The sequence below is a fragment of the Dyella monticola genome (assembly GCF_003363155.1).
GTDB classification, from domain to species: Bacteria; Pseudomonadota; Gammaproteobacteria; order Xanthomonadales; family Rhodanobacteraceae; genus Dyella_B; species Dyella_B monticola.
Genome location: NZ_QRBE01000006.1, coordinates 182,725 through 195,660, shown reverse-complemented (window position 1 = coordinate 195,660; position 12,936 = coordinate 182,725). Strand labels below are relative to the sequence as shown.

Below are 12,936 nucleotides of genomic sequence, written 5' to 3'. Positions count from 1 at the left end.
AGATTCGATGATGCGACGATCGATCGCTTGCACTACTGAGTTGGATTCGCCACGTTCGCAGCCTCGAATGTGGTGGAAAGATTGGCTGCAAGTGTAACGGTGGCATTTAAGGTAGCTAAGCCGACAAAACCGCTTAGCAGCGCATATTCGATGAGGTCGCCATCCTGCAGACTTACCGTCATGCTGGTAAGCGGAAGGCCGACGCACGTCAAGGTTCCACTCAACGCAACAGGTGCGGACGTAATCGTTCCAGTGTCGCCGCTTTGCTGTTGTGACGTAGAGTCAACCGTCAGGCTGCCGGTAAATAACGCAAGGCCTGTGCAATAGCTGGGTATCGTCACTTGGGCGGCGATGGCATTGAACGTTGTGGGTTGCGTATACGTTCCTGTGATGGGTTGGCCGGCAAAAACCAGGTTTTGAATTTGTGTGCTGTCCTGGCAATTGATGGTGGCCGTATTGCCCGATGCCGAGGCTCCGCAAAGGTCGTACTCCACTTTCGCCTGGTAGGTTAATAAACCTCCCAACAGGCTCACCTGTTGGATGCCGTCGCCGCCATTGCCAACATCCGAGCTGCCGGTATCGCTGGTGTAGGCGGCATCTTGTGCCGATTCAATGGAGTAGAGCGGCAATCCACAATCGGTCGCACTGAGATAGGTTGCGGTGACATCACTGAGACCGCCGTTGAGGTCAGACGTCGATGCGTCGACAGGCGTGATAGCGGTCGGCTGGCCACCGTTGCAAGCTACCGTGCCAGTGAGCGCGCTATTAGTGGCATCGAAGGCAACCGGCCCGGTCCCCTGGGCATGGATCGCTCCGGTTGTAAGGCTTGCCAACAAGGTTGAAAGTAGCGTTGGAACGAACATCTTTGTGCGCATGACACACCTCCGGTTCGAGAACGCATGAGTGACGTTGCGCTCCGCTGCAAGCTGCAACGGTTGTGGATGGTCGCGGCGTGGTAACGAAAGCCGACTACCCGTCGGCAGCGGTGAAAAGAAAAAACCTGAAGGAACCCGTCCCTCTTCGGGCATGGCCTGACTGGCCAAGAGGCGAAGTGTCAGGTGGTCGACATTAGGCGCCCATTAAAACGAAGTGCAGTACGTATGAAAATCTGCACAAGTGCTCCCGATGATTTTCTGCCGACGCCGTGCTTCCATGGACATGGCCGCTGCCGGGTCGAAAGCCGTCGGATGAGGAGGGTGCTCGATCGGGCGCATTTCGCTCCACGTGTCCCCATTATGCGATCATGAAGACCTGTGCCCATGGCGTTTCCTTCCGCAAAGGATCCGGTATTCATGTCCGATGTTTTAGAGCTCGCTCGTGACCTTATTCGCCGCCGCTCCCTGACACCGGAAGATGCCGGTTGTCTACCTGAAATCGGCGCGCGGCTGGCGCGCCTGGGTTTTCGCATCGAACATCTTCGTTACGGTGAAGTGGATAATTTTTGGGCGACACACGGCGCGAATAACGAGCCGGGTCACGGGCCGTTGCTGATCTTTCTCGGCCACACCGATGTCGTGCCAAGCGGACCTGAAGAGACCTGGCAGAGTCCACCCTTCGAGCCGGTGGTGCGCGATGGACGTCTATACGGCCGCGGCGCGGCGGACATGAAAGGTTCCGTGGCGGCGATGACCGTGGCGCTGGAGCGCTTCGTCGCCATGCACCCGGATCACTCCGGTCGCGTGGGTCTGCTGCTTACCAGTGACGAAGAAGGCCCCACCAATCTCGACGGCGTGCGACGTATCGCGGCGTATTTGCGCGAAGTCGGTGAGCATATCGATTGGTGCGTGGTGGGTGAGCCATCGTCCAAGGAAAAGCTCGGCGACCTGATTCGTGTCGGCCGTCGTGGTTCGCTGTCGGGTACCTTGACGGTGCGCGGTGTGCAGGGACACGTGGCGTATCCGGACAAGGCGCTCAATCCGATCCATGCGTTCGCGCCCGCGCTGGCGGAACTGGCGGCGGAGCGTTGGGACGAGGGCAATGCGGATTTTCCGCCGACGTCGTTTCAGGTTTCCAATCTCAATGCAGGCACCGGCGCCACCAACGTGATTCCCGGTTCGCTGCTTGCGCTGATCAACTTCCGTTACAGCACGGCAAGTACAGCCGAGAACTTGCGCAAGCGCACGGAGGCGATCCTTGCGAAACATAGCCTGGATTACGCCTTGGATTGGACGCTTTCTGGCGAACCTTTCCTGTGTCCATCTGGCGGTCGCTTGCGCGATACGGTGGTAGCGGTGTGCCGGGAGCTATGCGGTATGGAGCCGGAGCAGAGCACCGGTGGCGGTACGTCCGATGGCCGCTTTATTGCGCCGATGGGTGCGGAAGTGGTGGAGCTGGGGCCGGTCAACGCCACCATCCATAAGGTGGACGAGTGTATCGACGTGGCGGAGCTGGAGCGCTTGCCGGATGTGTATCAGGCGATTTGTGAGCGGATGTTGTTGAAGCCATTGTGCTGACCTGTCCCCTGCAAGCTGGCGAAACACACTCGCCATTGCGCATCGTCGCCCCGGCAAAAGCCGGGGCCTGGTGGCTTCGATCACGTAAACGTCGCTAGGCCCCGGCGTTCGCCGGGGCGACGGTGCTGGGCAACCTTGGTAGGTACGGACATCCCATCCTCAACGCGGCGAGGGCTGAAGCACCAACGTGTGCAGATCCTTTCCAGGCATCAGCGGCGTCGGGTGTCCATGCACCCAGTCCTCATGCCCTGCGGCATAGAACGGCGACAACGGGTTATCGCTTTGGCCGCCAGGCATTTCAAGAATACCCTCGCTTTCATGGCCCGGCGAAACATCCAGCCGCTCCGAAGCCCCGAACCCGGGTCCCGCCACGCGCGGCATATTGTGATCACCGGGCAATTCGTCGTCGGGCATATCCAGCCATCGGCCGACAAACGCGGGCAGGGCACGCGAAAGCGGATGGCGAATATCGGCATGATTCACCTCGCCCCACGTACGTGCCGCTAATCCGCCCGGTTGCTTGCCCAGTGTATCGGCAACGTTGCGTGCCGCCTGCAGCAACAAGGCGTGCCAATCGTGGTAAACGGGATCGAGCAGGTAAGTCGGTTGTTGCTGAATCAGCATCCACACGGCCGCTTCCTGGTTGCCGGGTCCCGGCCATTGGAAATCGGGAAAGCGTTGCTGGATGCGCGCGGTGAACGGCGCGAGCACCCGCTTATGCACTTCGTCGCGAAATGCATGCACCAGGCGATAGTCCACGCTGTCGGGCGCCGCTTCATTGCGCCACGCCGCGGTAAGCCCGCGCAGTTGCGCGAGCGACGGATCCTGCGTGTTGGCAACTGTGGTTTGCAGCAACTGTTGCCAGCGGGTGAGGAACACGGCGTGATCATCGAGCTGGATGTCCAGCAGGTTGGCAGGGCCGAAATCGGCGCGTGCGCGCAAGTCATCGCGAATCTGCTGTGCGCGCGCGCCAATGTCATGTCCACCTTCGCCGAGCAAAGCCAGTTCATCGCTGCCTACGGTGCGATTGTTGGCGGTCCAGAGCCGGCCGTCTGCGGGATTTTCGATGCGTGGGTATTGCGACGGTGCCGCCCAGCCCACCCAGCCGGTATTCGGTTGCGACCAATCAGCCGGCAGCACTGGATCGAAACCTGCGCGTAGCGGAATGCTGTTGCCGGCAATCGTCCAGCCGATGTGGCCCGCGCTGTCGGCGACCAGAAAATTCTGCGGCGGGATACCGAACGTCGGGCCAAGGTCCAAGGCTGCCGAGACCGCGCTGACGTGTTCGAGCTGCATCAACGCCATGTTGTAGGCGCGCGGCAGATCGCCGATCCATGCAAGCGCGAGCGGCGTGCCATCGGTATCCTTGCTGAGAATTGGGCCCCAGCGCGTGTCTTCGACGTGTAGCGTGTGCGGCGCCGCGCCTTTCACGCCAATGATTTCATCATGCTGTTCGATCGTGGCCCAGCCCTCCGGCACTTTGTAGCGCTGCGGGTTGTGCGGGTCGCGCTGGATGCGTACCCAATCCATCCAATCGCCGTAGCTGTTGGTGAAACCCCAGGCGATCTGTCCGTTCGAACCCACCACCAGCGCGGGTGTCCCAGGCAGCGTTACGCCCATCACGTCGCGCCCGCCCTTGGGCGCGGTGGGATCGGGGTAACGCAAGCGTGCGCGAAACCAGATATCCGGCACGCGCAAATCCAGATGCATGTCGTTGGCGAGAATGGCCGAACCGCTGCGCGAAATCGTGCCTGCCACGGCAAAGCTGTTGCTGCCTGGGTACGCACGATCCACCGACTCTATCGTCGCTGCGGCGACGGTCGTGCTCGCAGCTGGCGTGTTGGTGTGGCGAAGGTCGTACACATCCTCGGCCGGAATCACCGGCGAGGGCGAGGTACCGTCTTTCAGCGGCGCTTCCCAGTTCGGATCGGGCGAAATCAGGAAGGTCACCAGCGCTGCAGGGAGTACGGCGCGCATTTGTGCGATGTGCGTTTCCCGCGGGTTGTTGCCGTCGTCGTTGAGGTCCAGATACATCGCCGCGATCACCAGCATGCTGTCTTCCGAACGCCAAGGCTCGGGCCTGGCTTTGAGCAGCATGTATTCCCACGGTTTTTCACGCAGATTGGCCAGGCCCGCGTTCACGCCGTCGCGATAGATATCCAGCGTGTGTTTCTGTGCGGGTGAAAGCGCGGCATAGGCCGCCTGGGCCACCGCGCGCAGTCGATGGCGGCGGTGTGCGATATCGACATCCAGCGCCGCCGGGCCTACCAGTTCGGACAATTCGCCAGCGGCCGCACGGCGCATGAGGTCCATGGGGAAAAAGCGCTCCTGCGCATGCACGTGACCGAGCGCGTAGGTGACGTCATCGCGGGACTGGCCGGTGATCGTCGCCGTACCGAGCGCATCGCGGGTGATGGTGACCGCATGCTGCGGGCCGATCACACGCTGTGTTCCATCCAGCTGCGCACGGCTGCCTGCCAGCCGCCACCAGCCGGCCGCAAACAGGCCGATCAGCACGGTGAGCAGCACTATCGCGAGTGCCAGGAACCCACGGCCCCCCCGTTTCGTCGTCATTGATCGGCAAACACCGTAAAGATGCCCGCATAGGGCTTGACCATGAAGGTGGGAGCGCCGGCATAGCCGGCGCCATCGACGTAGAACTGGGAAATACTGCCGTCCAGGTAAAGCGCATCGCGGCAATCAAGCTTGTCGCGGAACAACTGCGCGAAGGTGTGAAAGTTCACCGGCGCATCGCTTACCGCGAAGACGACCTGATAAGGCGTGCGCGCACAAACACCGCTGCGCCATTTGGTACTGGCGGAATCGTGCACGAACTGTTCGTTGATCTTGCCGTCGATCACCAGCATAGGGCCCGATTGCGTGGCCCAGTCCACCGGCTTGCTGTCCGCCTTGAAATCCGTGCTGGTGCGCACTGCGGCGTGGCCATCGCGGTAAATCGCAAACACGCCATTGGGACGGATTGAAAAATTGCCCGCGGCCGGGTTGCCATGAAACAGGTTCAACGGCACCAGCGTCTTGCCGTTTTCCACGTACATGCCCAGTGGTGCATACGATTGATCATAGATGCCGGCATTGGCCGCGAACATCAGCCGCTTGCCATTGGCCGCGCCCCATTCGCGCAGAGTCTGGATATCGCCGAATGGCTGGCCGGTATCGGGATTCTTCCAGTGCAGCGTCAGCGCTTCGCGATGCAGATCCAGGCTGACCACGGTGAAATCCTGGCCCTGGAACGTGATCTCGCGGCTCTCCATCGGCTGCAGCTGACTGTTGCAACTGGCCAATGACACCAGCGCCCCCGCCAACGCAAGCAGGCAAACGGGCAGGCCGCGCAGAGATCGTGGACAGGCTCTTGGGGAGGGCGCTCGCATGCACAGATGGTCGCCGCCCAGGCGTGATCGATGCAAGAGCATGGTTGCCCGCATAGGTCTTAAACTTCAGCTTTGCGACCCGCGCAGCATCCATCAGAGCATCCCTTATGCCCTATATGCCCATCGTTGCCACGCTCGGCTATGTGCTCTCATCCGATCGACGCAAGGTGTTGATGATCCACCGCAATGCGCGGCCGGATGATCAGCATCTGGGCAAATACAACGGCCTGGGCGGCAAGATGGAGCCTGGTGAGGACATTGCCGCCTGCATGCGTCGCGAAATCCAGGAAGAGGCCGGCATCGAATGCGAGTCGATGCATTTGCGTGGCACGCTCAATTGGCCTGGCTTCGGCAAGCAGGGCGAGGATTGGCTGGGCTTCATCTTCGTGATCGACAGCTTCAGCGGCGAGCCGTACACGCAAAACCCCGAAGGCACGTTGGAATGGATCGACGTGGACCACCTCATGGACTTGCCGATGTGGGAAGGCGATCGCCACTTCCTGCCGTTGGTGTTCGATCGCGACCCGCGTCCGTTCCACGGCGTGATGCCGTATAAGGATGGCCGCATGCAATCGTGGTCGTACACGCGGCTGTGATGCAGGAACCGCACGCCGATCAGGGCGCCTGACGCACCGCCACCACGGCATTCAAACCGCCGAACGCGAACGAATTGTTCAGCGCGGCGCGTACCGGCATGGCACGTGCCTCGTGCGGCACGTAGTCCAGATCACACACCGGATCGGGTCCAAGGTAATTGAGCGTCGGCGGCACGATGCCGTGGCGCAGTGCTCCGATGGCCGCGATCATTTCCAGTGCACCGGCGGCGCCAAGTGCGTGACCGTGCATGGGCTTGGTGGAACTTACCGCCAACTGGCGCGCATGATCGCCAAACACGCGGTGGATGGCGCGCGTTTCGGTGGAGTCGTTCGCGGCGGTGCCGGTGCCGTGGGCGTTGATGTAGTCGAACGCGTCGGGCTGCATGCCGGCATCCTGCAGCGCGGCCTGCATGGCCGCGGCGGCACCGGTTTCGGAAGGCGCGGCGATATCGCCAGCATCCGCGCTCATACCAATACCGGCCAGTTCGGCCAGGATGGTGGCGCCGCGTGCCTGCGCGCTTTCCAGCGTTTCCAGCACGAACATTGCCGAACCTTCGCCGAGCACAAGTCCGCGCCGGTTGATGCTGAAGGGCCGGCAGGTATCGGGCGCCAGTACGCGCATCGCATCCCATGCGCGTACCACGCCGACCGTGACACAGGCTTCGCTACCACCGGCGACGGCTGCATCGACCATGCCCGCGCGAATCATCATTGCCGCCTGTGCAAACGCATGATTGGACGATGCGCAAGCGCTGGACACCGAGAACGTAGGACCGGTGATGCCGTGCGCCATGCTGATCTGGCTGGCCGGGGCATTGCTCATGATGCGCACGATGCCCAGCGGATGAAAACGCGTCGCGTGCTCGACGTAGAGCTTGTGGTAGAGCGCCTCGCGTGTCTCTTCGCCAGCCGCGCCGACACCAATCACCACGGCAGTGCGGGAAGCGCGTTCATGGCGAAAATCCAGACCCGACTGACGAATCGCTTCGCCAGCGGCAACCAGCGCGTATTGGCTCAGCGGATCGCACAGTGCCAGGCGGGCCTCGTCGATATAGGCACGGGGTTCGAAATCCGAGATTTGAGCGGCGATAACATCATTGCGCAACCAGTTGCGATCAAGGCGCTGAATGGGACCGATGCCGCTGCGGCCCTCGCTCATGGCCTGCCAGATATCCGGGGCATTGTGGCCGAGCGCGCAGATGCCGCCCATGCCGGTAATTACGATACGACGCATGCTTGAACCTACATGATGCGCGGGCGTGGCCCGCGTTGCCTTGCTGCGAACGGTGCTCAGCCGTTTGCGGGCTTCAGCGCAATCTGGCGCTCGACCGCCGCAACCAGATGACCGACCGTGCCGCTTTCGAAGTCGACGTCTTCGTTCGGCAGGTTGATGTTGAAATGTTCTTCGATATCGAAAATCACTTCGATGGCATCGAGCGAAGCGACACCAAGATCCTTGAGCGTGGATTCACTCTTGACGGTGTTGATATCGATCTTCGCTTGCTTGCTGACGATGTCGAAAATTTCCTGTTGTACGTCGCTCATGAGCTTCCCCGTTGTTCCCCTGATCCAAAAGCGTGACGAAGAGCGCGTGCGTTGTCCATATGAAACGGAAAGCGCAACTTCTTGTGCCCGGGAGTCATGTGTCCCGAGGCATGATTTCCACCCATTAAAGCGTGCTGCCGTTCGGCGCGCACATCCTCGCCTGTCATAGGTAAACCGGGCAGTTCGCCAATGACTCAATCATCGGCCGGTGCCCCTAGGGGGCCATGGGCCTGCGCAAGCTTATCCTGCCCGCCATGCGTGCGGCTTTCGGCAAACGCCAGGCACGTGATGCCCATCATGATCACGCCGGCGCCCAGCAGGCGCATCGGTGTGAGGGCGTCATGAAACAGCCAAGCGGAAGCTAACATCACGCTGACAACGTCCAGGTGCGAGGCGGCGAACGCAGGGCCAATGGGCGCGTGCTTGAGCAGGCTCATCCAGGTGAAAAAGTTGCCGACATAGCCGATCAAGGCAACGTAGATCCACGGCTGGCCAATGATGCGACTCACCCATGCCCCGCTCGCTTGCGGCGGAAACGCATGTGCTCCGGTGAGCTTGAAGCTCACTTGCACGATGGTGTCGAACACCAGCAGCAAGGCGAAGCCACATAGATAAAAGCGCCATGTACGCGCGTTCATCCCGAGGCTCCGACGATGGCAACGCCCGTGCTGACCAGCAAGATGCCGGCAATGCGCAAGGGCGTGAGCGCCTCCCGGAACAGCACGCGGCCGCCCAGCATGATGGCGACGATATTGATCGACGCCAGCAGCATGCCCTGTGAAAGCTCCACCAGCGACAGAAACGCGATCCACGTCAGGAGATGCAGCGCATAGGCCAGCAAACCCAGCCACAGCCATGGACGGCTGGCCATATAACGCCAGCGCGCCAGCCCATCGCCGGCGCGTGGATCACCTGCGGCAGCCTTGAAGGCGAGCTGACCGCCGGTATCGAGCGTGACGTTGACCAGCCACAGCGTGGCGACGAGGGGAGACACGGACAGATCGCTCAGGCGGCAGCAAGCGCGCTGGGCGTGCAACTGGCAGCGACCTTGGAGAAGAAGTCGGCCGAGCGGTCGATCAGGATGCGTCGCTCCTGATCGATCGTGATCATGTGATAGCTGTTTTCCAGCAGCAGCGTTTCCACCGGCCCCGACACGCCACGCGCCACCAGATGAGCGTTTTCCAGGCTGGCGATGTCATCTTCCGTGGCATGCGCAATCAGGCATGGCGCGGTCACCCTGGGCAGCTCGCGGCGGACGATCGCGGCCATGTCATACATTTCGGCCAGTGATGGCCACGGGTTTCCCGGCAGGCCGGCGGCAGTGCTGTCGCCGCTCTGCATCAGCGCGCTGATCTGCGCGCGCAGGCGCTCATCGCGCAGGCCGTAAGGCTCACTCTCATGCAGCATCCAGTTCTTGCCGATGCCTGCGCGCTGCAGCCACGGCAGCATGAAGGCAAACTTGGCGTACCACGGAATCGCCCAGCCGTCGTAGCGGAACGTGGCGCCGTAGACCCCCACGCCGCGCACCCACTCCGGACGTTCCGCGGCCAGCTTCAGCGCGAGAATCGCCCCCATCGACAGGCCTGCCACGAACAGATGGTCGACTTCGCGCCGGAACGTATCTGCCGCGGCTTCCACGCTCGTGTACCAATCCTTCCAGCCGGTAGCCAGCAAATCAGGCACGTCGCCACAATGGCCTGCGAGCTGCATGCCGTAAACGCTGAAGCCGGCGCGATTCAAACCCTTGCCCAGCAGACGCATTTCCATGGGCGTGCCGGTGAGACCGTGAATGAGCAGGACGCCGCAACGGCCACCTTCGAAGCGGAACTCGACGTTTTGAATCACTAGGATCTCGACTGCGGACTAAGGGGTTCTTGAGTCCAGCAGTGTGTGAGGAATGGCTTTCCAGGCGCTTTCTTCGGGTGCCATGCAGAGCGGGAAAGGGGCTTTGGGCTCCTTTTCAGTGCCCATTGAGCTCAGTGCCCATTGAGGCCGCCAAAGCGGCTCACGCCGATGGAAATGCCCATTGAGCCGGTCGGGTGTTCGCAGCTGCCCGTGTTCTGGACCACGTTGACGTTGCCCGATTGATAGCTGCCCGTACCGATATGGCTGCCGCTGACCACGCCCATACCGACGGAGCCGTGCACTTGCGGCTGGTTGTACGTGGAGTCGTCGCACGCTGGCGCGGACGCCTGTTCATTGCCGGCTCTGCCGCTGGTGTCGCCGTAGTAAACACCAGGCGCGGCGCTCATGGCGGCGGAGTGGCCGTTCACGGTTACTGCACCATTGCCGGCGCTGGCGGACGGAGCCGGTTGTGCGCTGGTCGAAGCAGATGCCGGATAGCTCTGGTACCCACCGGCGGGCAACTTGAGATTCAGCGGCTGATTGCCGCCCGTTTGCGCCCAAGCGGCGGTAACCAGCAGGCTGGCGGCCAGGGCGGTGATGGCACGGCGTTTCATGCAGATGCTCCGTAGTTCCTTACGCACATAACGCACGACCGGTTCCGACCGTGCACAGTGTCATTGGATGACTTGCGGGCGGATGAAGTTCCATTCAACGCCTCGACCCGATGTTTATTCCGTCGCCCGCCACATGCGGTGGGCGACGGGAAGGTTGAGTACCTTCGCTTTGCAGCGTTAACCGGTTGTCTCGATCCGCTCCACACGGCGCAGCCCGCGCGGTAGCAGGCCGCCGCGCGTGGCGCGGTTGCCGCCGTACTCGACCAGATCGGACCAGCGCAGGGTGAGCTTGCGCTGACCGGCGAACAGCGTGACCTCGCCTTTGCCTTCGGTGACGAGCGCAATGCCGGCCACGCGTTCCTCGCCGTTGCTCAGCTTGGTTTTCGGGATTTCGATCAGCTTGTTGCCCTTGCCCTTGTCGAGCTCAGGCAATTCGGCCACCGAGAACATCAGCAAGTGACCATCCGTGGTAACCACCACGATGCGATCGCGCGCTGGGTCTGCGCTTGTCTGCGGTGCCAACACGCGTGCGCCGTCACCCAGCGTGATGATCTGCTTGCCGGCCTTGTTGCGCCCGGTCAGCGCTTCGAAACGCGTGACGAAGCCGTAGCCGAAATCGGTGGCGAGCACCAGTCGCGTATCGTTGTCGCCCGCAGCCACGGCATCGAAGCGTGCGCCGGCTGGCGGCGTGAAACGGCCGGTGAGCGGTTCGCCATTGCCGCGTGCGGAGGGCAGGGTGTGCGCCGGCGTGGAGTAGCTACGGCCGGTGGAATCGATCACGGCAATCTGCTGCGTGGTGCGCGCCTTCACCGTGGCGAGCAGGCTGTCGCCTTCGCGGTAGGACAGGCTTTCGCCGTCGATATCGTGGCCCTTGGCGGCGCGGATCCAACCCTTCTGGCTGAGTACCACCGTGACCGGTTCGCTGGCGACCAGCGCGCTTTCGTCCAGCGCCTGCGCGGCCTCGCGCTGCACCAGTGGCGAGCGACGCTCGTCGCCGAATTTTGCGGCGTCGGCGCGCAGTTCTTCCTTGATCAGACCTTTGAGCTTGGCCGGCGATTTCAGCAGCACGTTGATCTTGGCGCGCTCTTCCTCAAGCTGGTCGCGCTCGGCGTTGATCTTCATCTCTTCCAGGCGTGCCAACTGGCGCAGCTTGGTTTCGAGGATGTAGTCGGTCTGTTCTTCACTGAGCTTGAAGCGTGCCATCAGCACGGGCTTGGGCTCGTCCTCGGTGCGGACGATGCGGATCACTTCATCCAGGTTGAGGTAGGCGATGCGCAAGCCTTCCAGCAAGTGCAGGCGGCGCTCGACCTTGGCCAGCCGGTGATTGAGGCGACGGGTGACGGTATCGACACGGAAATTCAGCCATTCGGTGAGGATGCGCCTGAGATCCTTCACCTGCGGCCGGCCGTCCAGGCCAATCATGTTGAGATTGACGCGGAAGCTCTTTTCCAGATCAGTGGTGGCGAACAGGTGCTGCATCACCTCGTCCAGGTCGACGCGGTTGGAGCGCGGCACGATCACCAGGCGGATGGGGTTTTCGTGATCGGATTCGTCGCGCAGGTCCTCGATCATCGGCAGCTTTTTCGCGCGCATCTGTGCGGCGATCTGCTCGAGGATCTTCGACGGGCTCACTTGATGCGGCAGCGCGGTGATGACGATGTTGCCGTCTTCCTGTGCATACACGGCGCGTGCGCGTACGGAGCCGCCGCCGGTCTGATACATCGCGATCAATTCGTTGCGCGGGGTGATGATCTCCGCTTTGGTCGGATAATCCGGGCCGCGTACGTGTTCGCACAAATCCGCGACGGTGGCGTCGGGGTCATCCAGCAGGCGAATGCAGGCGCTGGTGATTTCGCGCAAGTTGTGCGGCGGAATATCGGTGGCCATGCCCACGGCGATGCCCATCGAACCGTTCAATAGCACGTGCGGCAGGCGTGCAGGCAGCCAGCTTGGCTCTTCCAGCGTGCCGTCGAAGTTAGGCACGAAATCCACCGTGCCCTGGCCGATCTCGCTCAGTAATACTTCGGCGATCGGATTGAGCTTCGATTCGGTATAACGCATCGCCGCGAAGCTTTTCGGGTCGTCGGGCGAGCCGAAGTTACCTTGGCCATCGATCAGCCGATAGCGATAGGAGAACGGCTGCGCCATCAGCACCATTGCTTCGTAGCAGGCGCTGTCGCCATGCGGATGGAATTTACCGATCACGTCGCCGACGGTGCGCGCCGATTTCTTCGGTTTGGAACTGGCCGCCAAACCCAGTTCGCTCATTGCGTAGATGATGCGCCGCTGCACGGGCTTGAGGCCGTCACCCACGAAGGGCAGGGCGCGGTCCAGCACCACGTACATCGAATAATCGAGATAGGCCCGCTCGGCATACTCCTTGAGCGGGATCTGTTCGTAATTGGCTTGCAGGTTCATGGGGATAGCACTGCCAGGGCGGGCCGATCAGGCCCAGGTGATGAGATCCGAGATGGTGCCAGATGCCGAGGCGCTT

General features: G+C 61.9%; 12 protein-coding genes. 2 read left to right on the top strand and 10 right to left on the bottom strand.

Going from position 1 to position 12,936, the window contains the following annotated elements; translation table 11 throughout:
• Nucleotides 1–32: 32 nt before the first annotated feature.
• A complete protein-coding gene (locus DWU98_RS11940) occupies nucleotides 33–875 on the bottom strand; it encodes a hypothetical protein (RefSeq protein ID WP_115495783.1) in 843 nt (280 codons plus the stop codon).
• A 417-nt stretch (nucleotides 876–1,292) separates the two neighbouring features.
• Here DWU98_RS11940 and dapE point away from each other — a divergent pair, with 417 nt between their 5' ends.
• Nucleotides 1,293–2,453, top strand: a complete 1,161-nt coding sequence (gene dapE, locus DWU98_RS11935) for a succinyl-diaminopimelate desuccinylase (protein ID WP_115495863.1) — start codon at nucleotides 1,293–1,295, stop codon at nucleotides 2,451–2,453.
• Between the two features lie 159 nt (nucleotides 2,454–2,612).
• Here dapE and DWU98_RS11930 read toward each other — a convergent pair whose 3' ends face one another.
• Both DWU98_RS11930 and DWU98_RS11925 read right to left on the bottom strand, forming a co-directional pair.
• Nucleotides 2,613–5,027, bottom strand: a complete 2,415-nt coding sequence (locus DWU98_RS11930; protein ID WP_115495782.1) for a penicillin acylase family protein — start codon at nucleotides 5,025–5,027, stop codon at nucleotides 2,613–2,615.
• Nucleotides 5,024–5,842 (bottom strand): phosphodiester glycosidase family protein, encoded by an 819-nt coding sequence (locus tag DWU98_RS11925; protein WP_115495862.1) that lies wholly within the window; start codon nucleotides 5,840–5,842, stop codon nucleotides 5,024–5,026. Before DWU98_RS11925 ends, DWU98_RS11930 begins: the two co-directional genes overlap by 4 nt.
• Nucleotides 5,843–5,949: 107 nt before the next feature.
• Between DWU98_RS11925 and DWU98_RS11920 the strand changes: the two genes are divergently transcribed.
• Nucleotides 5,950–6,438 carry an NUDIX hydrolase gene (locus DWU98_RS11920; protein WP_115495781.1) on the top strand — a complete coding sequence of 163 codons (489 nt, stop codon included), beginning with the start codon at nucleotides 5,950–5,952 and terminating at the stop codon, nucleotides 6,436–6,438.
• A 19-nt stretch (nucleotides 6,439–6,457) separates the two neighbouring features.
• On the opposite strand, the gene DWU98_RS11915 is transcribed toward DWU98_RS11920, so the two are convergent.
• The 7 genes from DWU98_RS11915 to parC form a co-directional block, all read right to left on the bottom strand.
• Complete coding sequence (locus DWU98_RS11915; protein WP_115495780.1) at nucleotides 6,458–7,672, bottom strand: beta-ketoacyl-[acyl-carrier-protein] synthase family protein; 1,215 nt, start codon at nucleotides 7,670–7,672, stop codon at nucleotides 6,458–6,460.
• A 56-nt stretch (nucleotides 7,673–7,728) separates the two neighbouring features.
• Nucleotides 7,729–7,983: an acyl carrier protein gene (locus DWU98_RS11910; RefSeq protein ID WP_115495779.1), complete on the bottom strand. Its 255-nt coding sequence runs from the start codon at nucleotides 7,981–7,983 to the stop codon at nucleotides 7,729–7,731.
• 194 nt (nucleotides 7,984–8,177) lie between these two features.
• Nucleotides 8,178–8,621 (bottom strand): DMT family transporter, encoded by a 444-nt coding sequence (locus tag DWU98_RS11905; RefSeq protein WP_115495778.1) that lies wholly within the window; start codon nucleotides 8,619–8,621, stop codon nucleotides 8,178–8,180.
• The gene (locus DWU98_RS11900) at nucleotides 8,618–8,977 is read right to left on the bottom strand and encodes a hypothetical protein (RefSeq protein ID WP_196239504.1); all 360 of its coding nucleotides are present in this window, start codon (nucleotides 8,975–8,977) and stop codon (nucleotides 8,618–8,620) included. The genes DWU98_RS11905 and DWU98_RS11900 overlap by 4 nt, the downstream gene beginning before the upstream one ends.
• A gap of 11 nt (nucleotides 8,978–8,988) precedes the next feature.
• Nucleotides 8,989–9,828 carry an alpha/beta hydrolase gene (locus DWU98_RS11895; protein ID WP_115495777.1) on the bottom strand — a complete coding sequence of 280 codons (840 nt, stop codon included), beginning with the start codon at nucleotides 9,826–9,828 and terminating at the stop codon, nucleotides 8,989–8,991.
• A 131-nt stretch (nucleotides 9,829–9,959) separates the two neighbouring features.
• Complete coding sequence (locus DWU98_RS11890) at nucleotides 9,960–10,442, bottom strand: hypothetical protein (protein WP_115495776.1); 483 nt, start codon at nucleotides 10,440–10,442, stop codon at nucleotides 9,960–9,962.
• Between the two features lie 177 nt (nucleotides 10,443–10,619).
• Nucleotides 10,620–12,860: a DNA topoisomerase IV subunit A gene (parC, locus tag DWU98_RS11885; RefSeq protein WP_115495775.1), complete on the bottom strand. Its 2,241-nt coding sequence runs from the start codon at nucleotides 12,858–12,860 to the stop codon at nucleotides 10,620–10,622.
• Between the last annotated feature and the right edge of the window lie 76 nt (nucleotides 12,861–12,936).